General features: G+C 58.7%; 25 protein-coding genes and 1 pseudogene. 13 read left to right on the top strand and 13 right to left on the bottom strand.

Annotated features, from left to right (window positions below; translation table 11 throughout):
• Window positions 1–157: 157 nt before the first annotated feature.
• Together QQF73_RS13880 and QQF73_RS13875 are read left to right on the top strand one after the other, a co-directional pair.
• A complete protein-coding gene (locus QQF73_RS13880) occupies window positions 158–1,726 on the top strand; it encodes a parallel beta-helix domain-containing protein (RefSeq protein ID WP_219867817.1) in 1,569 nt (522 codons plus the stop codon).
• A 75-nt stretch (window positions 1,727–1,801) separates the two neighbouring features.
• Window positions 1,802–3,088, top strand: a complete 1,287-nt coding sequence (locus QQF73_RS13875) for an SO2930 family diheme c-type cytochrome (protein ID WP_219867816.1) — start codon at window positions 1,802–1,804, stop codon at window positions 3,086–3,088.
• A 64-nt stretch (window positions 3,089–3,152) separates the two neighbouring features.
• On the opposite strand, the gene katG is transcribed toward QQF73_RS13875, so the two are convergent.
• A complete protein-coding gene (gene katG, locus QQF73_RS13870) occupies window positions 3,153–5,381 on the bottom strand; it encodes a catalase/peroxidase HPI (RefSeq protein ID WP_219867815.1) in 2,229 nt (742 codons plus the stop codon).
• Between the two features lie 349 nt (window positions 5,382–5,730).
• Between katG and QQF73_RS13865 the strand changes: the two genes are divergently transcribed.
• Together QQF73_RS13865 and QQF73_RS13860 are read left to right on the top strand one after the other, a co-directional pair.
• Window positions 5,731–6,681, top strand: a complete 951-nt coding sequence (locus QQF73_RS13865) for a hypothetical protein (protein ID WP_285368571.1) — start codon at window positions 5,731–5,733, stop codon at window positions 6,679–6,681.
• Between the two features lie 106 nt (window positions 6,682–6,787).
• Window positions 6,788–7,105, top strand: a complete 318-nt coding sequence (locus QQF73_RS13860) for a hypothetical protein (RefSeq protein ID WP_219867813.1) — start codon at window positions 6,788–6,790, stop codon at window positions 7,103–7,105.
• A gap of 13 nt (window positions 7,106–7,118) precedes the next feature.
• On the opposite strand, the gene QQF73_RS13855 is transcribed toward QQF73_RS13860, so the two are convergent.
• The 6 genes from QQF73_RS13855 to QQF73_RS13830 form a co-directional block, all read right to left on the bottom strand.
• Window positions 7,119–8,921, bottom strand: coding sequence for an AMP-dependent synthetase/ligase (locus QQF73_RS13855; RefSeq protein WP_219867812.1), 1,803 nt, complete (start codon window positions 8,919–8,921; stop codon window positions 7,119–7,121).
• Window positions 8,918–9,727 carry an ABC transporter ATP-binding protein gene (locus QQF73_RS13850; RefSeq protein ID WP_219867811.1) on the bottom strand — a complete coding sequence of 270 codons (810 nt, stop codon included), beginning with the start codon at window positions 9,725–9,727 and terminating at the stop codon, window positions 8,918–8,920. The genes QQF73_RS13855 and QQF73_RS13850 overlap by 4 nt, the downstream gene beginning before the upstream one ends.
• 9 nt (window positions 9,728–9,736) lie before the next feature.
• Entirely contained in the window at window positions 9,737–10,945 is a 1,209-nt protein-coding gene (locus tag QQF73_RS13845) for an ABC transporter substrate-binding protein (RefSeq protein WP_285368570.1), read from the bottom strand.
• A gap of 73 nt (window positions 10,946–11,018) precedes the next feature.
• Window positions 11,019–12,062, bottom strand: a complete 1,044-nt coding sequence (locus QQF73_RS13840) for a branched-chain amino acid ABC transporter permease (RefSeq protein WP_219867809.1) — start codon at window positions 12,060–12,062, stop codon at window positions 11,019–11,021.
• A 1-nt stretch (window position 12,063) separates the two neighbouring features.
• Complete coding sequence (locus QQF73_RS13835; RefSeq protein WP_219867808.1) at window positions 12,064–12,942, bottom strand: branched-chain amino acid ABC transporter permease; 879 nt, start codon at window positions 12,940–12,942, stop codon at window positions 12,064–12,066.
• Window positions 12,942–13,754, bottom strand: coding sequence for an ABC transporter ATP-binding protein (locus tag QQF73_RS13830; RefSeq protein WP_285368569.1), 813 nt, complete (start codon window positions 13,752–13,754; stop codon window positions 12,942–12,944). Before QQF73_RS13830 ends, QQF73_RS13835 begins: the two co-directional genes overlap by 1 nt.
• A gap of 208 nt (window positions 13,755–13,962) precedes the next feature.
• On the opposite strand from QQF73_RS13830, the gene QQF73_RS13825 reads away from it, so the two are divergent.
• Window positions 13,963–14,757 carry an enoyl-CoA hydratase-related protein gene (locus QQF73_RS13825; RefSeq protein WP_285368568.1) on the top strand — a complete coding sequence of 265 codons (795 nt, stop codon included), beginning with the start codon at window positions 13,963–13,965 and terminating at the stop codon, window positions 14,755–14,757.
• A 25-nt stretch (window positions 14,758–14,782) separates the two neighbouring features.
• Here QQF73_RS13825 and eutC read toward each other — a convergent pair whose 3' ends face one another.
• From eutC to QQF73_RS13810, 3 genes and pseudogenes are all read right to left on the bottom strand, one after another.
• Window positions 14,783–15,613: an ethanolamine ammonia-lyase subunit EutC gene (gene eutC / locus QQF73_RS13820; protein ID WP_219867805.1), complete on the bottom strand. Its 831-nt coding sequence runs from the start codon at window positions 15,611–15,613 to the stop codon at window positions 14,783–14,785.
• On the bottom strand, window positions 15,606–17,018 hold the full coding sequence (locus tag QQF73_RS13815; RefSeq protein ID WP_285368567.1) for an ethanolamine ammonia-lyase subunit EutB: 1,413 nt from the start codon (window positions 17,016–17,018) through the stop codon (window positions 15,606–15,608). Before QQF73_RS13815 ends, eutC begins: the two co-directional genes overlap by 8 nt.
• A gap of 37 nt (window positions 17,019–17,055) precedes the next feature.
• Window positions 17,056–17,313 (bottom strand): annotated as a pseudogene (locus QQF73_RS13810) (GGDEF domain-containing protein); the annotation flags it as partial.
• Window positions 17,314–17,456: 143 nt separating this feature from the next.
• Here QQF73_RS13810 and nfsA point away from each other — a divergent pair.
• The gene (gene nfsA, locus QQF73_RS13805) at window positions 17,457–18,194 is read left to right on the top strand and encodes an oxygen-insensitive NADPH nitroreductase (RefSeq protein ID WP_219867803.1); all 738 of its coding nucleotides are present in this window, start codon (window positions 17,457–17,459) and stop codon (window positions 18,192–18,194) included.
• Between the two features lie 16 nt (window positions 18,195–18,210).
• Here the strand turns inward: nfsA and QQF73_RS13800 are convergent, their stop codons facing one another.
• Window positions 18,211–18,966, bottom strand: a complete 756-nt coding sequence (locus QQF73_RS13800) for a putative 4-mercaptohistidine N1-methyltransferase (protein ID WP_285368566.1) — start codon at window positions 18,964–18,966, stop codon at window positions 18,211–18,213.
• 120 nt (window positions 18,967–19,086) lie between these two features.
• Here QQF73_RS13800 and QQF73_RS13795 point away from each other — a divergent pair, with 120 nt between their 5' ends.
• On the top strand, window positions 19,087–19,863 hold the full coding sequence (locus tag QQF73_RS13795) for a crotonase/enoyl-CoA hydratase family protein (RefSeq protein ID WP_219867801.1): 777 nt from the start codon (window positions 19,087–19,089) through the stop codon (window positions 19,861–19,863).
• Here QQF73_RS13795 and QQF73_RS13790 read toward each other — a convergent pair.
• A complete protein-coding gene (locus tag QQF73_RS13790) occupies window positions 19,829–20,809 on the bottom strand; it encodes an Nmad3 family putative nucleotide modification protein (protein WP_285368564.1) in 981 nt (326 codons plus the stop codon). The genes QQF73_RS13795 and QQF73_RS13790 overlap by 35 nt on opposite strands.
• Here QQF73_RS13790 and QQF73_RS13785 point away from each other — a divergent pair.
• Together QQF73_RS13785 and QQF73_RS13780 are read left to right on the top strand one after the other, a co-directional pair.
• Window positions 20,808–21,437 (top strand): metallophosphatase domain-containing protein, encoded by a 630-nt coding sequence (locus tag QQF73_RS13785; RefSeq protein ID WP_219867800.1) that lies wholly within the window; start codon window positions 20,808–20,810, stop codon window positions 21,435–21,437. The two genes, QQF73_RS13790 and QQF73_RS13785, sit on opposite strands and share 2 nt — an antisense overlap.
• Before the next feature lie 31 nt (window positions 21,438–21,468).
• Window positions 21,469–22,461, top strand: coding sequence for an LLM class flavin-dependent oxidoreductase (locus QQF73_RS13780; RefSeq protein WP_219867799.1), 993 nt, complete (start codon window positions 21,469–21,471; stop codon window positions 22,459–22,461).
• Here QQF73_RS13780 and QQF73_RS13775 read toward each other — a convergent pair.
• The gene (locus QQF73_RS13775) at window positions 22,458–23,000 is read right to left on the bottom strand and encodes a glutathione peroxidase (protein ID WP_219867798.1); all 543 of its coding nucleotides are present in this window, start codon (window positions 22,998–23,000) and stop codon (window positions 22,458–22,460) included. The genes QQF73_RS13780 and QQF73_RS13775 overlap by 4 nt on opposite strands.
• A 151-nt stretch (window positions 23,001–23,151) precedes the next feature.
• Between QQF73_RS13775 and QQF73_RS13770 the strand changes: the two genes are divergently transcribed.
• The 4 genes from QQF73_RS13770 to QQF73_RS13755 all read left to right on the top strand — a co-directional run bounded on the left by QQF73_RS13770 (window position 23,152) and on the right by QQF73_RS13755 (window position 26,882).
• Entirely contained in the window at window positions 23,152–23,691 is a 540-nt protein-coding gene (locus tag QQF73_RS13770; protein ID WP_219867797.1) for a YqiA/YcfP family alpha/beta fold hydrolase, read from the top strand.
• 140 nt (window positions 23,692–23,831) lie between these two features.
• The gene (locus QQF73_RS13765) at window positions 23,832–24,860 is read left to right on the top strand and encodes a TRAP transporter substrate-binding protein (RefSeq protein ID WP_219867796.1); all 1,029 of its coding nucleotides are present in this window, start codon (window positions 23,832–23,834) and stop codon (window positions 24,858–24,860) included.
• 107 nt (window positions 24,861–24,967) lie between these two features.
• The gene (locus tag QQF73_RS13760) at window positions 24,968–25,561 is read left to right on the top strand and encodes a TRAP transporter small permease (RefSeq protein ID WP_219867795.1); all 594 of its coding nucleotides are present in this window, start codon (window positions 24,968–24,970) and stop codon (window positions 25,559–25,561) included.
• A 34-nt stretch (window positions 25,562–25,595) separates the two neighbouring features.
• Window positions 25,596–26,882 (top strand): TRAP transporter large permease, encoded by a 1,287-nt coding sequence (locus QQF73_RS13755; protein ID WP_219867794.1) that lies wholly within the window; start codon window positions 25,596–25,598, stop codon window positions 26,880–26,882.
• The last annotated feature ends 24 nt before the right edge of the window (window positions 26,883–26,906 follow it).

The raw sequence follows: 26,906 nt of genomic DNA, 5'->3' as shown, positions 1-26,906 counted from the left end.
GCCCAGCCCTTTGTTTTCGCGGCCTTTCATAGTTTGCACAGTGCCTTCCACGATTCGACCACCTGATTATATGGAACCATTCCCACGGCCCGTTTAGCGTCATGCTGGTGGCTGATTGCGGCCAAAGAATTCAAACAAGAACCGTAGGGAGTTGTTTATGTGGACATTGCCCGGCCGTAAAGGCCTGCTTTCGGTCGCTGTGTTATCTGGCAGCCTATTCATCTCAGGCTGCGGGGACGACGGCAAAGACGGTGCGCCCGGACCTGCGGGCTCGGATGGCTCGAATGCCTCGGCCCAGAGCACGACCACAACCACCTCGGGCTTTGCGATTCCCGGGGACGCTATTTTCGTCGCCGCAGACGCACAGCCCGGCGATGACATTACCGAGGCCCTTTTGCTTGCCCTGTTCAACGTTCCGGACGATGCCACCGTGGTGTTGCCAAAGGGCCGCTTCACCGTTTCTGAAACGATTACCATCAACAGCGCCAGTGGGCTGATTCTGACCGGTCACGGCATCAACGAAACCATCCTCGACTTCTCTAACGCCGACGGCGACGACGCCATCCGCTTCGAGGGCGGTACTGATATCACCATCCGTGACCTGGGGGTGTATGAAGCCCGCAAAAACGGCATCAAGACGATCAGCGCCAACGGTGTTCACATGACCTACACCGCCACCGTATGGGAAGGCGAACTGGCCTCCGACAACGGCGCCTACGGCCTGTATCCGCTGCAGAGCCAGAATGTGTTGCTGGAAAACAACTACGCCTATGGCTCCGCAGACGCGGGCATCTACGTGGGACAGTCCAACAACATCGTGATCCGGGACAACAGCGCGATCAACAACGTCGCCGGTATCGAAATCGAAAACTCCACCATGGCCGATGTGTACAACAACCTGGCGGCCGGCAACACCGGCGGTATTCTGGCCTTTGACCTGCCAGGGCTGGAACAGGCGTACGGCGGCAACATCCGGATCTTCAACAACACGGTCTATGCCAACAACGCCGAGAACGTGGGCAGTGGCGCCGTGGGCATTGTGCCGCCTGGCACCGGTGTTCTTGTTTATGCCACCAGCGACGTGGAAATCTACAACAACCAGATCACCGATAACGAAACCACGGCCATTGCCATCGCCAGCTATTTCCTGGCCGATGACGACGTGGCGAACTACCCGGCCAACTACGGTGCGACCATGACCAGGGGCTGGAGCCCACTGGTGAAGAATGTGTATATGCACAACAACACCATCGCCCGGAACGGCGCGGATCCCCGGGGAGCGCTTATCCAGGACATTGTTGATGGCTATACCCTGATGCTGGGGGAAACCATGCCAGCCATCTTGTACGGCGGTATTGGTGAGCTCCTCTCCAACGCCGGGGCAATCGCAGGCTTTGATGGCCTTGTCGGCCCTGAAGCAGCCGCCGACGGAGTCGACTACGACGCCTATGCCAGTGGCGACCTGATCTGCGCCAACAGCAACGTGAACGGCAACCCAGCCCCGGACTATGAAAATGTGAATACCGGTCTGGTCTACGATCCCACCGGGGCGACGACATCCTACGTGGACGGCGCGCCCCAACCCAGCCTGCTGATCGATCAGATGGTGAACAACACCTACCTGGCCTGTGTCCAGAATCGGCTCCCGCCCGCGTCCGTCAACTTCAAGAACAATATCTACGGTTGTGCGGGTGATGACCTCGCCGAGCACGCCTGTTCGCTCTGATCTTCAACCCATCCGACAACGTGAGGGCCGACTCGTTCGGCCTTCACGGCAAGCCAACGTACGAGAGTCTGTGCGATGACAACCTACAAGAACACACTCAAATACTGGATCACCGGTGTAACCGCTGCCCTGACCTTATCGGCCTGCGGCGGCGGTGGTGGCTCCAATAGCGAAACCGGTGCCGGGACGGGAGCGACCGGCTCGGCCTTGAATGCCGGCGCGGGCGCACCTTCCGGAACGCAGGGGGACTGTAATGCGGATACCCAGGGCGTGAACTGGGATGCCCTGATGACCCAAACCTGCCGAAACCTGTCCGACTACGGATTGTTCCAGAACCCGACCGATCCCACCGCCAACCCCTCGACGGGTGGCGTTCCCTACGATCTGTCGACGGCCCTGTTCACCGATTACACCTCCAAGTACCGGTTTGTGTTCATACCGGAGGGCAAAGCAGCCAACTACACCGCTAACGAGGTTCTGGAGTTTCCCGTTGGCACGGTGATTACCAAAACCTTTGCCCTGCCCGAGAACACAGCCTTTCGCGACGGCGCCGAGACAGTCATCGAAACCCGGCTACTGATCCACCGTGAAAACGGCTGGCTAGCAATCCCTTACTACTGGTCAAGCGGGGAGGATGCGACGATTGCCATCTCCGGCAAATCCATCCCGGACATGACCACGAACCACAACGGCGCGGATATCACTTTTACCTACTCGGTACCAACGGCATCAGACTGCACCTCGTGCCATTCGGTCGTGCCGGTGCTTCAGAGCGCCGACGACAAGCGGGAACCCATCTTCCTTCCGATCGGCCCCAAGGCGAGGTACCTCAACCACGACTATGACTATGCCGGCGCCGTCTACAACCAGTTGGCTTACTGGGCAGAGGGCGGCATCCTGACCGGGCTGCCAGCCGACATGCAGTCCGTGACCAAAGCGCCAGTGTTCAACGATCTGACCACGGTCAGTGCGCTCAACGACGAACAGCTGATGGATACGGCGAAGGCCTACCTGGATATTAACTGTGCCCATTGCCATCGCTCGGGCCTGACGCTGCCGGAAAACTATGCCGGGGCGGCCGGCGGAAGCGGGTTACAGGTTGAGTACAACCGAACGTACGCCGATGATCCCGGCAAGTTTGGTACCTGCAAAACGCCGGTGGCGGGAGGGCATCCGGATTATTCCGCGGATGTGGTTCCCCAGGACGCCGGGGATTCCTATCTGCTGTTCCGGATTTCCACCAATGACAACCGGCATCGGATGCCGGAGCTTGGACGGTCCGTGGTGCATCAGGAGGGGGTCGAGCTGATCAAAAGCTGGATAAACTTCCTGCCCGCGGCGAGCTGTTCGCCACCCGCCTGACGTTCATTGGCGCAAAAAAAGCCCGGCGAGGAAGCTCCCCGCCGGGCTTTGGTTTCAGAGCCGATCAGCTCAGGTCGAACCGGTCCGCGTTCATCACCTTGTTCCAGGCAGCGACAAAGTCCTTCACGAACTTCTCCTTCGCGTCGTCCTGGGCATACACCTCGGCAATGGCACGCAGCTGCGAGTTGGAACCGAAGATCAGGTCGACCCGGGTTCCGGTCCACTTCACGTCACCGGTCTTCCGATCCTTACCTTCGAAGACATCAGCGTCATCCGACGTTGGCTTCCACTCGGTGTTCAGATCGGTCAGGTTTACGAAGAAATCGTTCGTGAGCTTGCCCGGGGTCTTGGTGAAGACACCGTGTTTGCTCTGCTGGTAGTTGGCATCCAACACCCGCAAACCACCCACCAGAACGGTCATCTCCGGTGCGCTCAGGCCAAGCAGTTGTGCCCGGTCCACCAGCATTTCCTCGTCGGAAACGGTAAAGCGAGCGCGGCGGTAGTTGCGGAAACCGTCCGCTTCCGGCTTCAACGGCTCGAACGACTCGGCATCAGTCTGCTCGTCGGTCGCGTCGGTCCGACCCGGCGCGAAATCAACCAGCACACTGTGGCCGGCGTCCTTGGCCGCCTTCTCGACCGCGGCGTTACCGCCCAGCACGATCAGGTCGGCCAGCGAGACTTTCTTGTTGCCCGACTGACTGTCGTTGAAGGCCTTCTGGATACCTTCCAGGGTCTGCAACACCTTGGCCAGTTGCTGCGGCTGGTTGGCTTCCCAGTCCTTCTGCGGCGCCAGTCGAATGCGCGCACCGTTGGCACCGCCACGCATGTCCGAGCCCCGGAACGTGGAAGCTGAGGACCAGGCGGTGTAGATCAATTCGGCGGGCGACAAGCCCGAATCCAGGAGTTTGGCCTTCAGGTCAGCGATGTCCTGGGCATTGATCAGCTCATGGTCAACCGGGGGCACAGGATCCTGCCAAATCAGGTCCTCGGCCGGTACTTCCGGACCGAGGTAACGCACTTTCGGGCCCATATCCCGGTGGGTCAGCTTGAACCAGGCGCGCGCGAAGGCGTCAGCAAACTCTTCCGGATTCTTGTGGAAGTGCTCTGAGATCTTGCGGTAATCCGGGTCCAATTTCATGGCCATGTCCGCAGTAGACATCATGATCGGCACTTTCTTGGACGGATCCTCGGGGTCCGGGGCCATATCACTCTCGGTCAGTCCAACCGGTTTCCACTGGTTGGCGCCGGCCGGGCTCTTGGTCAGCTCCCAGTCGTATTTGAACAGGACGTCGAAGTACCCCATGTCCCAGGTGGTCGGATTGGCGGTCCAGGCGCCTTCCAGGCCACTGGTGATGGCGTCGCGGCCCTTGCCGCTGCCGTGACTGTTCCTCCAGCCAAGGCCCATTTCCTCGATCGGCGCGGCTTCGGGCTCGGGACCTACCTTGTCCGGATCACCGGCACCGTGGGTCTTACCAAAGGTGTGGCCACCGGCGGTCAGAGCAACGGTTTCGTAATCGTTCATCGCCATGCGGGCGAAGGTTTCACGGATATCCTTGGCGGACGCCAGCGGATCCGGGTTCCCGTCCGGGCCTTCCGGGTTCACGTAGATCAGGCCCATCTGGACCGCCGCCAGCGGGTTTTCCAGATCTCGGTCACCCGAATACCGGCTGTGAGGCTTGTCACTGGTCGCCAGCCATTCTTCCTCGGCGCCCCAATAGATATCCTCCTCCGGCTGGTAGATGTCTTCCCGGCCGCCGCCAAAACCAAAGGTCTTGAAGCCCATGGTTTCCATGGCGACGTTGCCGGTCAGGATGAACAGGTCGGCCCATGAAAGCTTGTTGCCGTACTTCTGCTTGATCGGCCACAACAGGCGCCGGGCCTTGTCCAGGTTGCCGTTATCCGGCCAGCTGTTGATTGGCGCAAATCGCTGGTTACCGGTACCGGCACCACCCCGACCATCGCCCATCCGGTAGGTACCGGCACTATGCCAGGTCATCCGGATAAAGAACGCGCCGTAATGACCGTAATCCGCCGGCCACCAGTCCTGGGAATCCGTCATCAATGCGGCAAGATCCTTTTTCACGGCCGCCAGATCCAGCTTCTTGAATTCTTCGGCGTAGTTAAAATCCTCGCCCAGCGGGTTGGACTTGGGAGCATGCTGATGAAGGATGTTCAGATTGAGCTGGTTTGGCCACCAGTCCCGAACGGACGTGCCCTGACTGTCCATCTTTGTCATTGCGCCATGCATGACAGGGCATTTGCCGGCGCCCGGTTGATTCGTTGTTGAGCTCATATCTCTCTCCGGTTCTGCGGTGTTGTTTGGGGATCTATCCAAGATAGACCAAGTTCACGATCCAGAAGGCCAACTCACCTTTTTTTGTGGTTGGGAGCATCCAAACACAGGGGCTCAGCCCGACTATGTATACTTATTTGTAGCAGCAGTTCCGGGTGGTCACTATTTGCATTTTCTAACCGAAGCAATAGTTTTTGGTTTTCGGTCCCATGGGCGGTGATAGAAAGTGCCTCACTCCTGGCAGCAGCGATCGCCCGAACAGGATTTACCTAACCTTTACATCGTGTTGACAGTGTTTTGTAGAGCGCTCTGCAACCATAAACACCAACAACAAATGAAAGGTGGCTGTATGACTGTATGGAAAAGCGTACTACTGACATTGGTTCCCATCCTGCTGACGGGGTGCAAGGTCACCGTCTCGTCTGATCACGATCGGTCGGATGACCACTCCTCCTTCACGCCCGGATTTTTCTTTGACGCCCGTGACACCGGAGACCACTTCCCCGATTCGGACTGGAACCGGGACACCCATGCTCAGGCCTGCATCAGCGAGCCCCTGTACTTTGAAACCGACAGCGGCAGGGTCCGCGTCTACGGCTCGCCGGCGTACAGCGAGACTGATTTCCGGGCTGCAGCGACGGAGCTGGAACGTCACATAGATGGGGTGCTGGGCCGTTTCCAGTTGCGTTGGCACGAATTTGTGGAGGATCGCAGTGCGGCGGCGCCCTATCCCGGCCAGATCCTCGCCTGCCTGACCGATTCCGTTTCCCCGGACCAGCTCGCCGAGGCATCGATTTCAGCCGTCAGCATCAGCCCCCATTACAGTCACTGGCCCTATGGAACCGATTCCATCTTCAGCCACCAACTTGCCCACTTCGTTCAGGAAAACCTGAGTCGGTACAGCGCCCGCTACACCCTTCTGCCCTATTGGTTTGCCGAAGGCCAGGCCTCTGTGGTGGCCGGCGAACCCATCGCATCACCCTACCAGCACTACGACTACGATCCGCTGGACGACGCGACCCTGGCGGATGCCGCCCCCGCCGATTATCGCTTCGAGCATTATGCGCTCGCATACCACTACCTCGAGGAGGCCAACGACCCACTGGCGATGACGATACTTCTCGATCTGATTCAACTGATCGACTGGGAAGGGGGATTCGAGGGATACACAGACAGCGGGGAAAGCTGGGCGTTTGTCGAGGCGTTTAATGCTGCGGGACTGGTAGACCACAGCAATCAGGCGCTCACCTGGCAGCGATACAAGACCGACTACCACTACTTGCTGAGCCACAGCTATTGATCGGGAAGCGGGAAGGGATTCCCGGCACGAGCTGGATTAAAAGTGACCAATCAGGGATAATTCTGGCCGATTTTTTATCAGCTGTAGATTTCGGTAGCCTTAAATCATGACCTTTTTATCGATTCTCCAAGTCGTTATCTTTACCGCACTGCTTTTGAACACTGTACACCTGATGCCGGCCTTCGGCCGGTGTCTGCGAAACGCCGAGTCCCTACTCCGGTCCGGCTATCTCGGCGCGATGCTGACCATCCGTCTGGCGCGCAATGCCCTTGGCCTGATTCTGGTCACCGCCAGTACTGCACCCGACCCGAACATTCACGCGCTGGTCCCAAAGGGTATTCTGCTGTTCCTGGTACTGGCAGTGGTTAACGTTCTGCTGACCCATTATCGGCAGCGCGAGGACATTGAAGGGATCCGTTTCTAGAGCTCCCGGCCTCTCAGGCGTACAAGGACTCAATCACCTTCGTGTACTTCTCATAGATGTTGCTGCGACGCACCTTCATGGTTGCCGTCACCTCATCATCGTCATGGTCCAGTTCCTTGGTCAGCAAATGGAAGCGTTTGATCTGCGCTACCTGGGGCAGCTTGTCGTTACCCTTGTCCACCTCGCCCTGAATCAGAGCCCGAACCCGCTCATGTTCGGTAAGGCTCCGAAACGTGGTGTAGGCGATCCGCTCCTGCTCCGCCCACTTGGCAACGGTTTCGAAATCGATCTGGATCAGTGCCGACACGTACTTGCGAGCCTCGCCAATAACGATACATTCCTTGATGTAGGGGCTCGCCTTAATGGTATTTTCAATCTCGGTGGGTGACAGGTTCTTGCCGCCAGCGGTGATCATGATGTCCTTCAGGCGGTCGACGATTCTGAGCTGTCCGTCCTGCCACTCGCCGACGTCTCCGGTGTGCAGCCACCCGTCTTTCAGGGTCGATACAGTGGCCTCGTCATTTTTGTAGTAGCCCTTGAACATGCTGCCACCACGCATGATGATTTCATTCTGCTCGCCCAGTTTCACCTCCACTCCGGCAACCGCAACCCCAACCGTTCCAAGACGGATATCGTCCACAGGCTGCGCAGTCGCAACACCCGTGCTTTCGGTTTGGCCATAGACTTCCACCAGCGGAATGCCAATGGTCCGAAAGAATTGGAGAATGCCCGTTGAAATCGGGGCTGCACCGGTGAGCGCTATGGTGCATCGACGCAGGCCGATAAAGTTTTGCAGTGCCCTGAATACGAGCCAGTAATATGCACCATAGGTCAGGCGGTCAATCAGACTCCACTGGTTTTCCGGCTTCGTTGCCAAGGGCTCACAGGCCTTCATGGCGTGCTTGAACAAGCCTTGTCGGAACCGACCGGTCTCCTGCATCTTGATGTAAATAGCAGAATGGAGCTTTTCCCAGATTCGCGGCACGCCCAGGAAAAAGCTCGGAGCTATCTCCCTCAGGTCTTCCTGCACAGTGCGCAGGCTCTCCCCGAAACTGACCGTACTCCCCGCATAGACCGGAGCGATATTGGTCAGAGCCTGTTCCGCCACATGGCACAGCGGCAGATAGGACAAGCTGGAACTGTTTTCGTCCACGCGCAGCAGTTCAAACAGCCCGGGCGCAGCCGCGTGCAGGTTTCCCCAGCTGATCATGGCGCCCTTCGGGCGACCGGTGGAACCGGAGGTATAGATCATCAGCGCCGTGTCTTCCATCTGCTGGTTATCCAGCAGCTCATCAATGAGCCCGGGATGGGTTTTCTCGAATTCCCGCCCCCTGGCCTCGATGTCCTGAAACGATGACGGCGGCGCCGGGTAAGAGCTCAGCCCTTTCATATCAATGACGATGTTATGTTTGAGTTGTGGCAGCCGGGGCCAGGCCTCCAGAACTTTATCTGTCTGCTCCTGATCCTCACACACCACCATCTCGGCGTCACCGTGCTCAAGCACATAGGCTACTTCGTTCCATGGGCTGGTGGGATATACCCCCACACAGATACCGTTCACCAGCCCTATCCCCATCTGGGCGATCACCCATTCCACCCGGTTCTCCGAGATGATTGCGACATGTCCACCCTCAGACAGCCCCAGTGCCCGAAGACCCAACCCGAAATGCCGTGCCCGCTCGTAATAATCCTGCCAGGAATACGCCTGCCAGATACCAAAGTCCTTTTGGCGAAGGGCCAGCATCGCCGGACGCTCTTTTGCGTGCGCCCTGAGCATCTGGGTGAGGGTCAGATCACGAACTTCGGGCGTTATCATGACAGCCACCGTTTACGGCGTTTGTAGTGCTTTATATCTCGGTAACTGCGGGCCGCCCCCTCCTTGCCACCGACCCCCAGGTAGAATTCCTGCACATCTTCATTGGCGGCAAGTTTCTCTGCCGGCCCGTCAATTACAATCTTTCCGTTTTCCATGATGTAGCCATAAGAAGCGATCGCCAGCGATACCGCCGCGTTCTGCTCCACCAGCAGGATCGCCGTGCCCTGCTCGCGGTTAATTCGAGAGACGATCGTAAATATTTCCTCCACCAACAGGGGCGCCAGTCCCAGGGAAGGCTCATCCAGCATGATCAGTTCCGGCTGGGCAATCAGTGCACGACCCAGCGCGAGCATTTGCTGCTCGCCACCGGACAGATAACCCGCCAGCTGCTTACGGCGTTCCTTGAGGCGCGGAAAGTAGTTATAAACCAGTTCGTAGGAGTCAGCGAGAGACTGCTTGCGACCACTCAGGGCATATGTGGCCGCAATCAGGTTTTCCTCAACGGTCAGGTCCTCAAACACCCGGCGCCCTTCCATCACATGGAACAAACCGCTACGCACCAGCTTTTCCGGTGCCACTTCCTTTACATTGGCACCGTTAAACCGGACTTCACCCGCGGTCACTTCACCGTCCTCCAGGCTTAAAAGACCGGACACACTTTTCAGTGTTGTGGACTTGCCGGCACCGTTGGAACCCAGCAGCGCCACGATGGCGCCACGGGGTACCCGCAGTGACAGGCCCCGGAGGACCTGCACCGCCTTGTTGTAAACCACCTCGATATTATCGATTTCCAGCAAGGCTTCCATACAACGGCCTCAGTCGAGTTGGATCCAGTCTGATACCGGCTCGTAACGGCCTTCCTCTGCGTTGACCCGCCAGATACGACCGACCGGGAACGACATGTTTTTCGCCGTCACGGGAACACCGATAATACCGCCGGTGTCCCAGTCCTTGATGGAAGCGAGCGATGCAGCCATGTTCTCCGCATTCAATTCCTTACCGGCATCGAGGGTACGCTTGACCACCTCGGTCCAGACCATGGCGTTGAACCAGCCCTGCATGTAGCCCGTGGGGCGATAACCTGCTTCCGGGTCGCTCTTTTCAGCCTGGGCACGCAGCGCATCCAGCATAGGCCCGCTTTCCTGGCTGTCGTAGTAGTTGTAGGGCATGACGCCCATATAACCGTCGGCATCCGCACCCATCTTGTCGATGATCAGCTTGTCAGACGACCAGAAGGTGCCCATGAACTGGGTATCCAGCCCCATCTGGCGCATCTGCACCATGAACTCGTTGATGGGTGACAGCACGTAGCCATGGAACACCACGTAATCCGGGCGCACGCGCCGCAACTTCAGCACCTCTGCAGACACATCCACGCTGCCCGGTTTGGTGACAATTTCTTCCACCACATCAACGCCCAGTTCCGCAGCTTTTTCCTTGCCATTTTCAATGGGGTCTTTGCCGAACTCGGTGTCACTGTAGACAAACGCCACCGTTGGTTTTTCTCCACCCTCACCCTGGGAGGCAATGTATTCCAGGATGATGCCGAACATCTGGCTATAGTTCGGGCCGGGAATGAACTGATACGGGTACTGTTCATTGTCCGTCAGTGCGGTCGCAAAGGAGGCACCGCTCATAAGTGTGGTGCCTCTGCTATTCAGTTCCGAGGCAATTGTCTTCATGAACCCGGTACTATCGCCGTAGTAAACCGGAACCGTGTTACTGCCGGTGATCTTCTTGAACGCGGCCACGGAACGGTCCACTTCATAACCGGTGTCTTCCATCACGTACTTCACCGGATGACCGTTAATCCCACCCTGGCTGTTTATCCAACTGGTGTAATCCGTCAGCCCGGCATGCAGATGCACACCGGCGAAGGCAAAGACGCCGGAAAGGGGGATCGACCCGCCGAATACGATAGGCTCTTTGTCCTGGGCCAAGGCAGGCGCCGCCACCGTCAGTGCTGCGACAAGACTACCCAGACCTGCCAGTCGGCGGCCGCTTTTGAGGATATTTCTGAACATGTTTCTTCTCCTTGCTGCTTTTTGTTGTTGCTGTTGCGTCGGTTCTGTCTGAAACACGAAAAAACGGACTCGTTTAGTTTCTGAAGGGCCACAAACTGAAAAAGCGTCGAATTCGATGCCAGATCTCCGCCAGCCCGTGCGGCTCAAAAATCAGGAAGCCGACAATCAGTGCGCCGAAGATAATCTCCAGCATTGGCGACATAAATACCGGGGCGTTGGGGTAGAAGGGCGTCAGGGCAGCCGTCAGCAATTTCAGAATCTCCGGAATCAGGGTCATGAAGGCGGCCCCGAGAATCCCGCCCAGCAGATTACCCATACCCCCGACGATCACCGCCGCGAGATAGAAAATGGACATGGACAGAGGGAAACTCTCCGGCGTTACGACCCGGTAGAAATAGGCAAAAAGGCCGCCCGCAACGCCCGCATAAAACGAGCTGAGTGCGAAAGACATGAGCTTGTAGCGCAACAGGTCGATCCCCAGGATCTCCGCCGAAATATCTCGATCCCGGATCGCGATAAATGCCCGCCCGATGCGGGTCCGGAAGACATTCCGCGCTGCAAACACCATCAGTACCGCCAGCGGTACGATGATAAAGTACATCCTGAAATCACTCTGGAACGTGACGCCGAACAAATGGGCGGGTTCCAGGCTCAGTCCGCCCATGCCTCCGGTAACGGACTCCCACTCGGCAAAGATAAAATGCAGGAACACGCTGGCAGCCAACGTGGCAATGGCCAGATACAACCCTTTCACCCGTAATGACGGCAACCCCACCAGAATGCCCACGGCGGCAGCCAGCAGCCCTGCCAACAATAGCGTCACCGGGAAGGGCAAACCGGTATTCAGGGAAAACCAGGCAACGGTGTAACCACCCACACCCATAAATCCGGCCTGCCCCAGGGAGATAAGGCCGGTAAATCCGGTCAGGATGTTAAGGCCCGTTGTGCTGATGACTGCGATGCCAACCAGGCAGCCCAGATACAGAAGGTAGGCATTAGCCATGAGCGGAAAGACCAGAAGCGCAAGCAGAAAAAGAGCGAACCAGAACTTCTGGGTCGGGCTGGTCCAGATGGCCTCATCGGCCTCATAGGTTTGTTTTGCGTCACCGATGCGCATCTTACACTCGCTCTATTTCGTGGGTGCCGAAAAGGCCATAGGGGCGAATCACCAGAATCACCGCGAGCACGGCAAAAGTGGCCGGCATCCGGTATTCACCACCGAGATAGGCGCCGGCAACGGTTTCGAGCCAGCCGATAAACACCCCGGCAATCAATGCGCCCAGAATGCTGTCGAGGCCACCGACGATAACGACGACCAGCACACTGAGACCGATTGCGCCGAATTGCGGGCTGAGGCCACCGGTCGCAGCCACCAGAACGCCCGCCAGAGAGGCGGCCAGTGAGCCAAAAACCCAGGCCAGATTAAACACCCGGCGTACATTGATGCCCATGGAGTAAGCGGCCGCCTGGTCCGAGGCAGTCGCGCGCAAGGCAACGCCCCCCCTGGAGAAGCGGAAATACAACAGGTAAAGGATCAGCAGAGCGGCACCAATGAGGAACCCATAGGCAATTTTTGGCGCCAGATACATCTCACCGATAAACACCGGTTCACGAGGCAAAAAGCGGGGAAGCAACTGAGGATCTGCGCCCCAGATCAGCTCCACCAGTCCCACCAGTATGCTGGCAACACCAATGGTGACCATGACCACTGATATTGGCGATTCCCCAAGCATGGGCCGAATCATCACCTTCTCGATCACGCCACCGAGAATACTGCCCCCCAGCACCGCCAGAGGAAGCGCGACCCAGGGTGACATTTCCAGACCACCGGCAAAGGCCAGGAACAGATAAGCCGCGAACATCATGATCTCGCCGATCGCAAAGTTGATGACGCGGGTCGCCTTGTAGATGATCACAAAGCCCAGAGCAATCAGGGCATAGAGGCCGCCCATAGCCAGGCCGGCAAGACTGATTTCACCAAAGAACAACCAGTCCACTAGGCCACCTCCCGCTGGGGATTCAGTTTCTTGCGCAGGCTGTCCATATCGCTGTTGCCGAGGTATGCCTTGATGACCTCAGGGTTGTTCTGGACGTCAGCCGGCAAGCCCTCGGTAATAACCTGGCCGAAATTGAGCACGGCGATGTGGTCGGAGATGTCCATCACCATGCCCATATCGTGCTCCACCATCAGCACGGTCACGTCCCATTCTTCCCGGATATCGAGAATAAAGCGGGCCATGTCTTCCTTTTCTTCCCGATTCATCCCCGCTACCGGCTCATCCAGCATCAGCACTTTCGGGCGCATGGCCAGGGCGCGAGCCAGCTCTACCCGTTTCTGCAGACCATAGGAAAGACTTGCCACCGGCTGCCGGCGAATATGATCAATTTCCAGAAAATCAATGATGTGGCGCTCTACCTCACGACGCACGGCCATTTCTTCCCGGCGGGCCGCCCCGAAATACGCGAGCGAACTCAGCAAGCCGCTCTTCATATGCACGTGGGCACCGAGTTTGATGTTATCGAGCACCGTCATACCCCGGAACAGGGCAATGTTCTGGAAGGTCCGTGCCAGCCCCATGGCTGCACGGGCTGGTGGGTTGACCCCCGCCAACACCTCGCCCTGATAGCGAATGGTGCCCTGTTGGGGCTTGTAGAAGCCGGAGATGCAGTTAAAAAGCGACGTTTTACCAGCGCCGTTTGGTCCGATGACTGTGGTGATCGTGTTTTCCGGCACCCGAAAGCTGACGTCCTGCAATGCCTTCACGCCACCAAAAGACAGCGACAGGTTACTTATTTCGAGGATACTCAATATTCCTCCCCGCACTCCGGGCACAAGGAAGCAGAGCCATGAACGCTCCGTTTTTGCCTCGCACACAAGGAGATTGTGATTATTGTTGTTGTCGTAAACGTCAGGCCAATGTCCTGAGCCACATACAAAATAGTCCAACCCGGCCATAAAAACCAAGGCGGTCTGTCCTATGCTTCATCAAAGAAGCAAAGACGGGAGACAAACAACAATGACAACCCTGCCTGTGACCCCTGCGTTCAATGAGAAAACCGGTGTGGCTACCCTGACCTTTAATCGACCGGAAGTTCTTAACGCCATCGACGTGCCCATGGCTCAGGCCTTTCACCATGCAGTCAAAGACCTGGCTGGCAAACCCGGGCTTCGATGCGTGGTTCTGACTGGTGCAGGACGCGCATTCATGGCGGGCGGCGATGTCGCCAGTATGTCCGGCTCTCCCGTTCAGGCCCGGGAGGCGGTGAACGGAATGCTTGATGCACTGATTCCCGCCATTCTCAAGCTGCGAGCCATGGATGCTCCGGTGATCGCCGGGGTTAAGGGAGCCGCCGCTGGCGCCGGCCTTAGCCTTGCACTGATGGCAGATCTGATCGTGGCCGAGGAAAGCGCCCGGTTCCTGATTGCCTACAATGGGATAGGCACTGTACCTGACTGCGGTGGTACGTGGTTTCTGCCCCACAAGATCGGATCCGCACGGGCCACGGAAATGATGATGCTTGGCCGCACCCTGACAGCAATCGAAGCGAAACAATGGGGTCTGGTGACCGAAGTGTCACCGCAAGGAGAGTTTGACAAAACTCTGGCGGCCGTCGTTCACCGGGTCGCCAATGGGCCAACAAAGGCTTTTGGCGCATTTCGCAGACTGGTGGATGATGCCAGCGGCAGTCCTCTCGAGGCTCACCTGGAGGCGGAGCGACAGGCATTCCTGAAGGCCACGGAATCAGCCGACTTCGCCGAGGGCGTATCGGCGTTTCTCGCCAAGAGGCCAGCAGCCTTTTCCGGCAAATAACTCCCTCGCCTCGCCGTGCGGTTATTCAGCGGGTCAGAAACGTGTTGCTGGCTCGGTCCTGTTCGATCACCACCTCCTCTGTGCGATCCTTCAGCCCCACCCCTGAAAGCCTGAGGCGATCGGCTTCGCGAATCAGGTAGAGGAGGCGTTGGCTGGCGTCGTCAAAACTGAGCCCTGCGGGCCGGACGTTGGAAATACAGTTCCGGCATGCGTCGGAAAGGCCAGGCTCCGGCCCGAACGTGAGGTAGATACCGAGGCTGTCCGGGGAGCTAAGCCCCGGGCGTTCGCCTATCAGCACCACCACCATTCGTGCCCTGAGCAGGTTACCGACCTCATCTCCAATGGCAACCCGACCCTGCTGCACGATTGTCAGTGGCGCCAGTTGCCAGCCCTCACTTGCACGCCCCAGGTCGTTGAGAAAACGGTCCAGAAACGGGACCACGTTGTTCTGAACCGCAGAGGAAGACAACCCGTCTACGATAACGATGGCGAGGTCAGCTGCCGGGGCTTTTGCTTGCCCGGCGGCCACCAGCCGCTCATGCCCCTGCTCGGACAAACGCCGGCCCAGATCGGGCCGCTGCAGGTAGGTGAAGCGGTCCTCAGCCCGGCTGTGCAGCACGACAGGCACGCCAAGCGCCTTCACCTCGCCCAGGCTGTTGAGGGATTCAACCAGCCGGTCCACATCCAGTGGAAAATGCACCGCATCCCGCGCCCGGGCGTGAGCCAATTGGAACGCCAACAATTCGGACGTGGGCAGGCTGATCCCGGCTCGCCCCAGACCGATTCGGGCATCGGTGTAGCGACGCAGGCGCCGCCAGGCATTTTCGGTCACCAGCCCGTTTCGGGAATCAGTCATCTCTGGCCTCCCCGGGCAACCCCTTCAAACTTTTTCGGAACACGTCCGGCAGCAGGGCACTGGGCTCGTGCCGAGAGGTATCCGTGAAAATCTTCATTCGGTCGAGCCAGGCCTCGAACTCGGGCGCCGGCCGCAAGTCCAGCACCCGGCGGGCGTAGAGCGCATCGTGGAAGGAGGTGGTCTGGTAGTTAAGCATGATGTCATCGGAGCCCGGAATGCCCATGATGAAGCTGCAACCCGCCACTCCGAGCAGGGTCAGCAGGTTATCCATGTCATTCTGGTCGGCCTCGGCATGATTGGTGTAGCAGATGTCACACCCCATGGGCAGCCCCAGGAGTTTGCCGCAGAAGTGATCCTCCAGTCCGGCCCGGATAATCTCCTTGCCATCGAACAGGTATTCGGGTCCGATGAATCCGACCACGGTATTCACCAGCAGCGGATCGAACTTCCGGGCGACGGCATAGGCCCGGGCCTCACAGGTTTGCTGGTCCAGCCCGTGATGCGCATCCGCGGACAGGGCGCTGCCCTGTCCGGTTTCAAAGTACATGACGTTCCGACCGACCGTACCCCGATTCAGTGAAAGCGCGGCCTCACGGGCTTCCTTCAGGGTCGCGAGACTGAAGCCAAAGCTCTGGTTGGTCGCCTCAGTGCCGCCGATCGACTGGAAAACCAGGTCAACCGGAGCGCCTTGCTCAATGGCTTCAAGGGTGTTGGTCACGTGGGTTAGGACACAGGACTGGGTAGGAATCTCGTATTTGCTGATGATCTCGTCCACCAGCCGCATCAGACGGGTGGCCTGGGCCACGTTGTCGGTCGCGGGATTGATGCCGATCACGGCGTCGCCACTGCCGTAGAGCAGGCCATCAAGGATGCTGGCCGCAATACCGGTGATATCGTCGGTGGGGTGGTTGGGCTGCAGACGCGTGGACAGCCGCCCGGCCAGGCCTATGGTGCTGCGGAACGCGGTCTCGACCCGGCACTTCCTGGCCACCAGGATCAGATCCTGATTGCGCATCAGCTTACTCACCGCCGCCACCATTTCCGGCGTCAGCCCGGGTCTGAGGGCCGCCAATGCTTCGGGTGTGGCGAGGTCGCCGAGCAGCCAGTTCCTGAAATCGCCGACGGTGAGATGGGAAATGACGCTGAACGCGCCGGCATCGTGATCATCCAGGATCAGGCGTGTGACTTCATCGGACTCGTAGGGGATCAGCGCCTCTGACAGGAAGGTTTTCAGCGGCAGCTCCGCCAACTTCATCTGGGCCACGACCCGTTCTTCGTCTGACCCGGCAATGACCCCCGCCAGGCGATCCCCCGAGCGGGCCGGGGTGGCCTTGGCCATCAGCTCTACCAGGTTCCGGAACTGCCATGTCCGGCCCCCCAGCATAAACGAGTAAGGGTGACGCATCGCATTTCTCCACCAACCGGTTGCCGGTATTGAGCACCGCGGCAAACTCCTCGCCACCAATGCGCCCGACGGTCTCGACATTCCGTAACTCTTCGGCCAGGAGGGCCGCTACAAAACGCAGGGCATCATCACCGACCGCGTGTCCCCAACGATCATTGATCTGCTTGAAGTAATCAAGATCAATCATCAACACCGTGAGCAACTGTCCGCGCTGTCTCGCCTGCTCAAAATCCGGCAGCCCCACCAGGCTGTGGATACCCGCAAGTAACAACAACGGCGACAGGCCAAGGCTCATCAGCTTTGACTGCGCCCGGAGGTATCTGCTTTGTAGTAATTGGTATTATTGTTGTGATCACTTTTACCCGCACAGCAAGACGGATAAGCTCTGATTCGGGTATCGTTCGTACGCTACATCAAAGTCACCGACCGCGAGAAACCATGAACGCCACGATTGACCTCCTGAAGTCTCATCGCTCCATCCGGAAGTTTACCGACGGGAAAATCCCCCGCGAACTGTTGCTCGAATTGATCCGGGCCGGTCAGAGCGCAGCAACCTCCAACCACGTACAGGCTTACTCTGTGATTCACGTGGTCAATGCGGATAATCGCTCGAAAATTGCGGAGTTGGCAGGTGGCCAGGACTACATAGCCGACTGCTCCGATTTCCTGGTGTTCTGCGCCGACATGAAACGCTCCACGGAAGCGGCTGAACGGGCCGGCGCGGACGTTGTCCGCGGCACCACCGAGCAACTGGTGGTTGCCAGCGTAGACACCGCGCTGATGGCCCAGAATGTCGCCATAGCGGCAGAATCGGAGGGTCTGGGCCTGTGTTACATCGGCGGCATTCGTAATAACCCGGCCGAGATCAGCAGCATCCTGAAACTGCCTGAGCATGTTTATCCGGTGTTCGGCCTCTGCCTGGGGTACCCCGACCAGTCCCCCGAGGTAAAACCCCGGCTCCCGCTGGAAACCATACTCAAGGAAGACTACTACCAGGACGAGCAGGACCGGAAACAGGTCGAGTCCTTCGACGCCACCATGAATACCTATTACCGGGAACGCACCGGTGGCAACAAGGACACCACCTGGTCCGAGCAGCTCAAACCGCTGTTCACCACCAAGCTGCGCCCCCATATGAAGAACTTTCTGGAGCGCATGGGCTTTCAAATGAAATAGCCCGCACCGGCTGGATTCAGGCTGGGGTTTTCTGCCAGACCGTGAGCTCGGAGAAACTGTGCTGGAACTTGTTTCGGGTCTCCCGAATCACGAACGGCAGGCTCCGAGGCTCCCCCATCTGGCGGAAATGCGGCCCCAGCATATCCCTCAAACCGTCCAGGGTGGAATATTCCTCGCCATCCTTCATGAAACCGCCAACCCACTCGGCCCGTGGCGTGTACTCCTCCAGCCAGGTGTAGGGTGAGGCGATGACCAGCAGACCGTCGTCGTTGATGCGCTCATGGATGGTGGTGAGAAATTTAGACGGTTGATAAAGACGGTCAATGAGGTTTCCCGCCAGGACCAGATCGTAACCGGCAAATCGGGGGTCGAGGTCACAGGCATCGCCCTGATGGAACGCAACCTTGCCGGCCGTCTGCTCCAGGTCCAACGCAGCCAGTGTTCGCTCGTGATAGCTAACCAGCTCGCCCTCTTCCGGGCGGGCGTAGCGAACCCGTTTGTGTTCCGCCATTTCCTCGCACTTTCGAATAAACGTGGCCGAAAAATCGATGCCATCAACGTGGTCAAACCGTCGCGCCAGCTCGAAACTGGTCCGGCCACAGGCACAGCCAATGTCCAGGGCGCGCCCGAAGGTCCGACCGTCCATGGCATCGATGGCGACGTCGGCCAGTTCTTTCGGGAAATTGGGCTCGCCGTGCCACCGCTCGCCAAAATGGAACTCCGAGTACTGGGCAAGTGTGGTGTCGTTCTCGTAAAACCCGCTGGGCTGCATTTCCCCGGCCTCCGACCCTGTTTGTGAAATGGGTTATGCTCACGGTATCGGGTGAGACTTGTTCACCCATCATACAATGAATACGGCGTTTCCCCGCAAAAGACGCACAGGACACCCACTATGACCGAGCAACCCGTTCTTACGTCACTGACCGAAGGTATCCTCACCATCACCCTGAATCGACCGGGTCAACGCAATGCGGTGGATCGGCCAACCGCGAACGCCCTGCGTCGCGCTTTCACGGAATGTGAGGAGAATGAAGCCGTCAAGGTTGCGGTACTGACGGGTGCCGGCGGCAACTTCTGCGCGGGCGCCGACCTCACCGCCCTCGACGACCCGGACCGACGCAACGAGATTGACCCCCATGGCACTGGACACGGCCCCATGGGGCCCACCCGGATGCAGCTGTCCAAACCCGTGATTGCTGCGGTCTCGGGTTATGCCGTTGCCGGCGGCCTGGAACTGGCGCTGATGTGCGACATGCGCGTGGCAGACAGTTCTGCGGTCTTTGGTGTTTTCTGCCGGCGCTGGGGAGTCCCCCTGATCGATGGCGGCACCGTGCGCCTGCCCCGGACCGTGGGCCATGGCCATGCCATGGACATGATTCTGACCGGCCGCCCGGTCCCTGCCGACGAAGCCCTCACCATGGGACTGGCCAACCGGGTGGTTCCGGAGGGCACCGCCCTGGATGCGGCGCTGGACCTGGCCAGAACCATCGCCGGCTTCCCGCAACGCTGCCTGCTGGCTGATCGGGCCTCAGCCATTCGCCAGTGGGACCTCAGCACCCGGGACGCGCTGGCCACCGAGGGTGCGGCCGGCTACCCCGTCGTTTTCGAGGAGGCCATTGCCGGCGCCCGCAAATTCAAGGCGGGGGCGGGTCGCCACGGGCAGTTCTGACCAGAGCCGCCAACCAGGGTTCCAGCTCCGGATAGGCTGCCAGATCGAGGACGAATTCCTGGCCCCGGGCTGCGCCTTTCAGATAGCACCATGGGGGCGCCAGTTGCCAGCGGTCGGCCCTGGCGTGGTAGCTCAACGGCACCCGGGCGGCGCCCGGATAGAAGCCGGCTGGCAACCGCCACTGGGTCGGCAGACGGGCGTCCGGATCGCTCAGCAACAGGCGCTCATCGAACCGGGTAAAGACACCGCTGCCGGGTAGCACCTGCCGCTGTTCCGGCAACCGGAACTCATTACTGGCCACATACAGAGTATTGCCCGCATCGGGCTGGCCATGAAAATGTGGATGGTACCGGGCCCAGGGCAAGGCGTTCTCCGGGAGCGCATCAATGGAGTGAATATCGGCAATGTGCAACCAGCCCCAGATGGCATGAAACGGCCGTGACCCCGGGACGAATCGCCAGCGTCTTCGCCAGAGCTCGGCCTGGCGAAAGACGGCGAAAAACAGGAACAGATCGCCCGGAGCCACGCCCTGATTGCGCAGGTGGCCCTGGGCCGACCCCGTCTGCCCCAAGACCGGCCGCCACCCGCCCTGACGGGGGTAGGCATCCGCGATCAGATCCGGATCCAGATGGGCACCGTCACCACCTCGCACGCGCCCACCGCTGAGATCCCGAACCAGCTTGCCCAGACGGCGTTCGCCGAAACGCACCTCGTCATAACGGATTCGCGACTGGTCATCCGGAATCGGCAACACGCACAGCGAACTGTCCGGCAGAACCGGGCTGGGGCATCCACCGGCGGAGGAATCGAAGCCTTTGCGACTCAGTATCAGGCGCATGGGGGTCACCATAAATGCGTGGACGGGGCTGGGGCGCCAGATGCTATCGTAGAATACGATGGATTGCCCGATCGAACCGCCATTGTCATCCAGGACACGCCAAACCATGAGAATTGTCTGTATCTCCGACACCCACAGCATGCACCGACAGATCGAGGTGCCGGACGGGGATCTGTTGATTCACGCCGGGGACTGTCTCGGGGTCGGCACCCTGGAAGAGCTCGAGGATCTGGATCAGTGGTTTTCGGAGCTGCCCCATCGCCACAAGATCCTGATCGCCGGCAATCACGACTGGTGTTTTCAGGACGAGCCTGCCGAAGCCCGGGCCCTGGTCCAACACGCCCATTATCTGCAGGACAGCCCACTGGAGCTGGGGGGGCTGAAATTCTGGGGCAGCCCCTGGACACCGGTATTTTTCAACTGGGCTTTCAACCTCGAGCGGGGCCCGGCGATTGCCGAGCGCTGGGACCGGATTCCCGAGGATACCGACGTGCTGATTACCCACGGTCCTCCGGCCGGAATACTCGACCGGATCATTTTACCCACCGGTACGGTCCGACCCGGCTGCGATGACCTTGCCCGAAAGGTTGAAACCCTGTCCCTCCGGCTCCATGTTTTTGGTCACATTCACGAAGACCACGGACAGCAACTCATCGGTGACTGCCTGTATGTCAACGCCAGCACCTGCACCGGCAGTTACAAGCCGTTGAACCTGCCGGTTGTCGTGGATCTCTGACTCACCAACATGCACACCGATCCGGAGCCCCATGCCTAACCGACCCGACTATTCCCTGCTTGAACTCGCCTCCGTTCGTGAAGGCGATTCCGTCAGCACCACGCTGGCCAACAGCGTGGCCTACGCCCAACATGCCGAGCAACTGGGTTACCGGCGTTTCTGGCTGGCCGAGCATCACAACATGGAAGGGATCAGCAGCTCCGCAACCTCGGTGCTGATCGGACACATCGCCGGCAAAACCAACCGGATACGGGTGGGGTCTGGCGGGGTGATGCTGCCCAATCATCCGCCCCTGGTGATCGCCGAACAGTTTGGAACACTGGAAAGCCTCTACCCCGGACGCATCGACCTGGGGCTCGGGCGTGCGCCCGGGACCGACCCGATCACGGCCCGGGCCCTGCGTCGGGAAGGGCTGGGCGCCGAACAATTCCCCGAGGACGTGGCCCGCCTGCAACAACTGCTGGGGCCACTGCAACCGGACCAACCCGTGAAGGCCATACCCGGTGCCGGCACCAGGGTGCCCGTCTGGCTACTTGGCTCAAGCCTCTACAGTGCGCAGTTGGCCGCCATGCGCGGCCTTCCCTACGCCTTCGCCGGGCACTTTGCGCCGCGACTCTACCGGGAAGCGCTGCGGGTCTACCGGGACAATTTCCAGCCCTCCGAGCAGCTCTCCAGCCCCTATGCCATGCTGGCCGTCCCGGCTATTCCCGCCGACTCGATGGATGAGGCAAAGCTGCTCGCGACCACCAGCTACCAGAGGATTCTCGCGCTGTTTCGCGGCCAGCCGCTGTGGATGCGCCCACCGGTAGAATCCATGGAAGGGCTCTGGAATGCCGGTGAGAAGGCGAGCGTGCAGGATTTCCTCACGCTGCAGCTGCTGGGCAACGCCGACGATCTGAACCGGCAACTGGATGAATTGCTCGGGACGATCGAGGTTGACGAACTGATGTTCACGATCGACATATACGACCCGGCCAAACGCCGTCACGCCCTGGATGTTCTGGCCCAGACGCAGCGTTCCTAAAGCACCGATTCAACGGCCCGGATCAGGGCCGGATCGTCCGGTGTCACCCGGCTGGGGAAGGCCTCCACCACCTGGCCATCGCGATCCAGGACATACTTGAAAAAGTTCCAACGTGGTGGCTGGCTCTGATCACTGACGTGCTGGAACACGGGGTTGGCGTCCGACCCCGTCACCGGACCCGGGGCAATCATGGTGAAGGTCACTCCAAAATTCTTGAAACAGACCCTCGCAGCCTCGGCCTCGGTGTCCGCCTCCTGGCGGAAATCGTCACTGGCAAAGCCAACCACAACCAGCCCCCGATCCCGGTATTTCTGGTGCAGCGCTTCCAGGCCCTCGAACTGCCCGGTGTAACCGCAGCGACTGGCGGTGTTCACAACCAGCATAGGCTTGCCCGCTGCCGAACCACACAGATTCACATTGTCCCGGGAGTGCAGCTTACGCAGTTCGTGGTCGAGGAAAGCCGGGCAGGCCGCCGGCTCTGCGGCGTAAGCCCAGCCGGTTGATAAGGCGATAAGGGCGACTAAGACCAGTCTGACCATGGTTGATTGCTCCTGTTTCACTGGGAGTGTCTACGTTATTAACCGCCAAATGGTTTCAGTGACGCCCCCATCACGAGTGGACAGGGCGTCACTAACCCACCATCCTTTCTATAGCTTTCCCATGAGTCTAAAACCTCACAGAGTTCCAGTTATGCCCACACCCCAGCTGTTTGTTTTCCTTTCCCACGGCCTTGAGAGTGGGCCCGGAAGCACCAAGATCCAGGCGATGAAAGACGCGGCCGAGACCTTTCCGAATGTCACTGCCATTGCCATCGATCACCGCAGCACAAAAGATCCGGCAACGCGTCTGACACAGATGGCAGCGGCAATGGACGAAGCAGGGGCAGATCCGGCGTGTACCGTGCTCGCCGGGTCGAGTATGGGAGGCTGGGTGTGCGCACAGACCAGTGAATCACAGCCGGTTCTCGGCTGTTTCCTGCTGGCCCCCGCCTTGGCGATGGCAGGGTACCCCCAGTCCAGCCCCCGGGTTCGGGCCCGGTTCAGCCAGGTGATCCACGGTTGGGCGGACGATGTGGTACCGGTAATGCCGGTTCTTGAGCTGGCCCGTAAACAGGGGCTTCCCACGCTGGTCTTACCGGATGGCCACCGGCTTGAGAACAGCGTCGACCGGGTGGTCAGTGAGTTCCGCTGGTTCCTGGAGATGTGTCGTTCGAATCTGAATGAACCGTGATTTCATGAACTTGCGATACAGGTTCGGCACCGGGTCTGAAATTTTTGTTTTGGCCATTTCCTTGCGAAAACCCCGTTGTTTTGCCAGTCTTTAATAATGTAACAATAATTGTCAGTAAAAAAACGGACGGAGAAAACCCGATGAGTAGCATGAGTAAATTCAAGAAACTGGCCGGAATTTCAGCGTTCGCTTTTGCGGCGATGACGGCCGCCAATTCGGTGAATGCCGCCAACTGGCGCTACGCACACGAAGAATATGAAGGCGACGTACAGGATGTGTTTGCATACAAGTTCAAGGAATACGTCGAGGAAAACTCCGATCACAGCCTGCAAATTTACCGTTTCGGTGAGCTGGGTGAATCCGACGATATCATGGAGCAGACCCAGGCCGGCATCCTCAACTTTGTGAACCAGTCTCCTGGTTTCACCGGCGCCCTGATTCCGGAAGCGCAGATTTTCTTCATTCCCTACCTGATGCCGACCGACATGGATACGGTCATCAAGTTCTTCCGCGAGAGTGAAGCCATCAACGAAGATTTCCCGAAGCTGTATGCCGACAAGGGACTTAAGCTTCTGAAGATGTACCCGGAAGGCGAAATGGTGGTCACTGTTGACGAACCGGTCACCAAACCGGAGGACTTCAACAACAAGAAGATCCGCGTCATGACCAACCCGCTGCTGTCCGAAACCTATGCAGCCTTTGGTGCCACACCGACGCCGCTGCCCTGGGGTGAAGTGTATGGTGCACTCCAGACCAACATGATCCAGGGTCAGGAAAACCCGATTTTCTGGATCGAGTCCGGTGGTCTGTACGAAGTGTCTCCAAACCTGGTCTTCACCAGCCATGGCTGGTTCACCACCGCGATGATGGCAAACCAGGATTTCTACGAAGGCCTGTCCGATGAAGACCAGAAGCTGGTTCAGGACGCCGCCGATTTTGCCTTCGAGGAAATCATTGTCCACATCGATGGCCTGGCTGAGGAAGCCCTTAGCAAGATCAAGAAAGCATCCGACGAGGTTACCGTTACCCGTCTGAACGACGAACAGATCCAGGCCTTCAAGGAGCGCGCTCCCCAGGTTGAGGATAAGTTCATCGAAATGACTGGCGAGAGCGGCAAGGAACTGCTTAACCAGTTCAAGGAAGACCTGAAAGAAGTTCAGAACGACTGATCTGATTGATCAGTGCCCGCCGGCGCCTGCCGGCGGGCCTACCCCTTAACCCCGCCCCGCCGGGGACCTCCTACCGGCCGGGAGCAGAAAGTTCTGGAGCGGAACCCATGTCCGAGAACTCCCCGGATCTAGAAGACGACACTGGCACCTACGAGTCTGGCCTGCCCGGGTTTCTGGGAACCATCGATGTATGGATCAGTAAAGTTGAGGCGGTGATGCTTGCCGTCGGTGTCATTTTGATGGCCGTAAACACTTGTGTGAACGTCATCGCGCGCTTTGTCTTTGGTGAGGGCCTTTTCTTTTCCGGCGAGATCAACCGGATTTTGATCATCCTGATTACCTTTGCGGGCATCGGCTATGCAGCCCGCCACGGTCGCCACATTCGAATGTCTGCGATTTACGATGCCATACCCGCAAAAGGCCGCAAGGTGCTGATGATCTTTATCGCCCTGGTTACCTCCGTGGCGATGTTTTTCCTCTGCTATTACTCGTTCGGTTACATCGAGACGCTTCACGGTCGCGGCCGAATCCTGCCAGCCCTTGGTTTTGAGATTTGGTGGATCTACATCTGGGCACCTATTGGCTTCGCCATCACCGGCATCCAGTACCTGCTGACAGCGATCAAGAACCTCACCAGCAAGGATGTCTACCTCTCCACGGGTGTGATTGACGGCTATTCGGATACCGAATCGGAAGTATGAACCCAGCAGCTGACGCGAGATAAGGAAAAACACCATGGCAACTATAATGATGTTGGTCATGATCGGGTTGCTGCTGCTCGGCTTCCCGATGATGGTCCCGCTGATCGCCGGTTCGGTGGTTGGCTTCGTAATGATGTTTGACGGCTTCGGCCAGATGGGCACCTTTGTGCAACAGATGATGGGAGGCATCCGACCCGCGTCGCTGATTGCGGTACCGATGTTTATCCTTGCTGCCGATATCATGACCCGAGGGCAGTCTGCAGAGCGCCTGATAAACATGGTCATGGCCTTTATCGGTCACGTGAAAGGCGGCCTGGCCATCAGTACCGCCACCTCCTGCACGCTGTTTGGCGCAGTATCCGGCTCAACCCAGGCCACGGTGGTCGCCGTGGGCTCGCCTCTGCGACCAAAGATGCTGAAAGCTGGTTATTCCGATTCCTTCACGTTGGCACTGATCATCAACGCCAGCGACATTGCGTTTTTGATCCCGCCCAGCATTGGCATGATCATCTATGGTGTGGTCTCCGGAACCTCAATTGCGGAGCTTTTCATCGCCGGCATCGGACCAGGTGTCCTGATCCTGTTCATGTTCTCAATGTACTGCCTGATCTACGCCTACAAGAACAATGTGCCCACTGAGGCGAAGTCAACGTGGGGCCAACGTGCCGTGTCGGTACGCGAGGCCCTTTGGCCCCTGTTCTTCCCAGTCATTATCGTGGGCGGCATCTACGGCGGCATTTTCAGCCCGACCGAGGCCGCCGCGGTCTGTGTTCTTTACGCGTTCCTTCTGGAATTCTTAGTATTCCGGTCGCTTAAGCTGGCCGATGTCTACCGGATCGCCAAGTCTACCGGCCTGATTACTGCCGTGGTCTTTATCCTGGTCGCCGTCGGGAACGGCTTCTCCTGGATAATCTCGTTTGCCCAGATTCCACAGGCTATTCTGGCCGCTGTTGGCGTGAATGAGGCCGGTCCTGTGGGCGTCCTCATTGCCATCTGCATCGCATTTTTCGTTGCTTGCATGTTCGTGGACCCCATCGTGGTGATCCTGGTGCTGACGCCCATCTTTGCACCGGCCATTGAGTCCACCGGACTGGACCCGGTTCTGGTGGGGGTACTCATCACCCTACAGGTCGCCATTGGATCCGCGACGCCACCCTTTGGCTGCGACATATTCACGGCGATTGCAATCTTCAAACGGCCCTACCTGGAAGTGATCCGGGGCACGCCGCCGTTTATCTTTATTCTGGTTGCTGCGGCCGGGCTGATCATCGCATTCCCGGACATTGCCCTGTTCCTGCGCGACGTCGCCTTCAGGGATTGACGCGCAACCGCATTGCCGTTTCAA

This window comes from Marinobacter albus, assembly GCF_030238305.1.
GTDB classification, from domain to species: domain Bacteria; phylum Pseudomonadota; class Gammaproteobacteria; order Pseudomonadales; family Oleiphilaceae; genus Marinobacter; species Marinobacter albus.
This window is presented reverse-complemented; position numbering and strand designations above follow the sequence as displayed.

Excerpts from the sequence above, each read along its gene's own strand:
- QQF73_RS13880 (WP_219867817.1), top strand. The coding sequence starts at position 158 with ATGTGGACATTGCCCGGCCGTAAAGGCCTGCTTTCGGTCGCTGTGTTA.
- QQF73_RS13875 (WP_219867816.1), top strand. The coding sequence starts at position 1,802 with ATGACAACCTACAAGAACACACTCAAATACTGGATCACCGGTGTAACC.
- katG (WP_219867815.1), bottom strand. The coding sequence starts at position 5,381 with ATGAGCTCAACAACGAATCAACCGGGCGCCGGCAAATGCCCTGTCATG.
- QQF73_RS13865 (WP_285368571.1), top strand. The coding sequence starts at position 5,731 with ATGACTGTATGGAAAAGCGTACTACTGACATTGGTTCCCATCCTGCTG.
- QQF73_RS13860 (WP_219867813.1), top strand. The coding sequence starts at position 6,788 with ATGACCTTTTTATCGATTCTCCAAGTCGTTATCTTTACCGCACTGCTT.
- QQF73_RS13855 (WP_219867812.1), bottom strand. The coding sequence starts at position 8,921 with ATGATAACGCCCGAAGTTCGTGATCTGACCCTCACCCAGATGCTCAGG.
- QQF73_RS13850 (WP_219867811.1), bottom strand. The coding sequence starts at position 9,727 with ATGGAAGCCTTGCTGGAAATCGATAATATCGAGGTGGTTTACAACAAG.
- QQF73_RS13845 (WP_285368570.1), bottom strand. The coding sequence starts at position 10,945 with ATGTTCAGAAATATCCTCAAAAGCGGCCGCCGACTGGCAGGTCTGGGT.
- QQF73_RS13840 (WP_219867809.1), bottom strand. The coding sequence starts at position 12,062 with ATGCGCATCGGTGACGCAAAACAAACCTATGAGGCCGATGAGGCCATC.
- QQF73_RS13825 (WP_285368568.1), top strand. The coding sequence starts at position 13,963 with ATGACAACCCTGCCTGTGACCCCTGCGTTCAATGAGAAAACCGGTGTG.
- eutC (WP_219867805.1), bottom strand. The coding sequence starts at position 15,613 with ATGACTGATTCCCGAAACGGGCTGGTGACCGAAAATGCCTGGCGGCGC.
- QQF73_RS13815 (WP_285368567.1), bottom strand. The coding sequence starts at position 17,018 with ATGCGTCACCCTTACTCGTTTATGCTGGGGGGCCGGACATGGCAGTTC.
- nfsA (WP_219867803.1), top strand. The coding sequence starts at position 17,457 with ATGAACGCCACGATTGACCTCCTGAAGTCTCATCGCTCCATCCGGAAG.
- QQF73_RS13800 (WP_285368566.1), bottom strand. The coding sequence starts at position 18,966 with ATGCAGCCCAGCGGGTTTTACGAGAACGACACCACACTTGCCCAGTAC.
- QQF73_RS13795 (WP_219867801.1), top strand. The coding sequence starts at position 19,087 with ATGACCGAGCAACCCGTTCTTACGTCACTGACCGAAGGTATCCTCACC.
- QQF73_RS13785 (WP_219867800.1), top strand. The coding sequence starts at position 20,808 with ATGAGAATTGTCTGTATCTCCGACACCCACAGCATGCACCGACAGATC.
- QQF73_RS13790 (WP_285368564.1), bottom strand. The coding sequence starts at position 20,809 with ATGGTTTGGCGTGTCCTGGATGACAATGGCGGTTCGATCGGGCAATCC.
- QQF73_RS13780 (WP_219867799.1), top strand. The coding sequence starts at position 21,469 with ATGCCTAACCGACCCGACTATTCCCTGCTTGAACTCGCCTCCGTTCGT.
- QQF73_RS13775 (WP_219867798.1), bottom strand. The coding sequence starts at position 23,000 with ATGGTCAGACTGGTCTTAGTCGCCCTTATCGCCTTATCAACCGGCTGG.
- QQF73_RS13770 (WP_219867797.1), top strand. The coding sequence starts at position 23,152 with ATGCCCACACCCCAGCTGTTTGTTTTCCTTTCCCACGGCCTTGAGAGT.
- QQF73_RS13765 (WP_219867796.1), top strand. The coding sequence starts at position 23,832 with ATGAGTAGCATGAGTAAATTCAAGAAACTGGCCGGAATTTCAGCGTTC.
- QQF73_RS13760 (WP_219867795.1), top strand. The coding sequence starts at position 24,968 with ATGTCCGAGAACTCCCCGGATCTAGAAGACGACACTGGCACCTACGAG.
- QQF73_RS13755 (WP_219867794.1), top strand. The coding sequence starts at position 25,596 with ATGGCAACTATAATGATGTTGGTCATGATCGGGTTGCTGCTGCTCGGC.